Annotated in this window: 2 protein-coding genes; both read right to left on the bottom strand. The window is 70.7% G+C overall.

From position 1 onward, the window contains the following. The coding region (locus ACOADB_RS25685) for an ATP-binding protein (RefSeq protein WP_378605617.1) at positions 1-1,270 on the bottom strand (1,270 nt) is incomplete at its 3' end. Position 1,271: 1 nt separating this feature from the next. Continuing rightward, positions 1,272-1,578, bottom strand: a 307-nt coding sequence (locus ACOADB_RS25680) for a winged helix-turn-helix domain-containing protein (RefSeq protein ID WP_378605614.1), incomplete at its 5' end; no start/stop codon positions are given.

Here is a 1,578-nt window from a genome sequence, read left to right as displayed (position 1 = left end):
CCACGATCTCGCGGACGATGGCCAGTCCGAGGCCGCTGCCGCCGGCGTCGCGGGCCCGCGCCTCGTCAAGCCGCACGAATCGTTCGAACACGCGGCCGCGGTCCGCCTCGGGGACACCGGGTCCGTCGTCGTCAACGACGAGCTCGACTCCCCCGACGACATCCCGGACGGCGATCGCGAGGGTGTCGGTCGCATGACGCGCTGCGTTGTCGACGAGATTGCGCACGACCTGGGCCAGGGCGACCTCGTCGCCGCGAACGCGGCCCGGCGCGATTCCGGAGGTGTCGACGGCGAGGCCGGTGCGGCGTACCCGCCGGGCCTCCGCCAGCGCAAGGTCGTCCAGGTCGATGTCCTGGGAACGTCGTGGGGCGCCTTCGTCCGCACGGGTCAGGATCAGCAGCTGCTCGACGAGGCGCTGCATCCGCGCCCCTTCCTCGAGTACGGCGTCCGCGAGCTCGCCCTCGGGCAGGGCACCGGGATGGGCCCTGGCGACCTCGGCCGTCTGGCGAATGCTCGCCAGCGGCGAGCGCAGCTCGTGGGACGCATCGGCGACGAACTGTTGCTGCTGGGTTCGGGAGGCCTCCAGTCGGCCGAGCATCAGGTTCATCGTGTGGGCGAGGCGGTGGATCTCGTCCTGTGCCGGAGGTTCGGGAACGCGTCGATCCAGCTGGTCACCGGTGATCTGCTCGACCTCACGACGGATCCGTTCGACCGGGGCCAGCGCACGCGTGACCACGATCCAGGTCGTTCCCCCGAGGAGCAGGAGCAGCAACGGCAGGCCCACGACGAGTGGCGTGACCAGGGCGGTCGTCGACTCGTCGACGTCCTCGAAGGACACCGCGACCACGACCTCGTAGTCATCGGCCTCCTCGCTCACCACCAGGTAGCGGTGGTCGCCCTCAGGGAGGTTGACGGTGTCGCCGTCGTCTCGCGGCACTGCAGGCAGCAACGGCTGGGAGCTGCGCACGACGGCACCATCGGCGTCGAGGACCTGCCAGACGAGCTCGTCGGGCTCCACCTCGTCGTCGTCATCGGCGTCCTCGTCGTCGGCGTCCTCGGCCTCGGTCACACCGGACTCCGGCAGGCCGGTCGACTCGATCTGGGCGACGAGCTCGGAGGCGCGCTGTTCGGCCGTCGCCTCCACCCCTTCACGCACTGACTCGCGCACCAGGGCCACCAGTGCGAACCCGCCGACCACGAGCACGATCGCCACCACCAGGACAGCCGCGGCCGTCGTACGGACGCGGACGGAGGCGCGCCGCCAGGACACGTCAGCCACCGTCGCTCGCCAGCCGGTAGCCGGCACCGCGGATCGTCTGGATCGCGTCCCGTTCGAAGGGACGGTCGATCTTGTTGCGCAGGTGCCGGATGTAGACCTCGATGATGTTCGGATCGCCCTCGAAGTCGTCGTCCCAGACCGCCTCGAGGATCTGGCGCTTCGAGACGACGTCGCCGGTGTGCCGGGCCAGGAAGCCCAGCAGCGAGAACTCCCTGGCTGTCAGGTCGATCTCGACGTCGCCACGCCAGACGCGCCGGGCGGCGGGGTCGACCCGGAGGTCGCCCGCTTCGAGCGAGGTC

The organism is Nocardioides sp. CPCC 206348, from assembly GCF_048654705.1.
In the GTDB taxonomy this organism is placed as follows: Bacteria; Actinomycetota; Actinomycetes; order Propionibacteriales; family Nocardioidaceae; genus Nocardioides.
The sequence above is the reverse complement of the archived record's forward strand: the minus strand, read 5'-3'. Positions and strand labels throughout refer to the sequence as shown.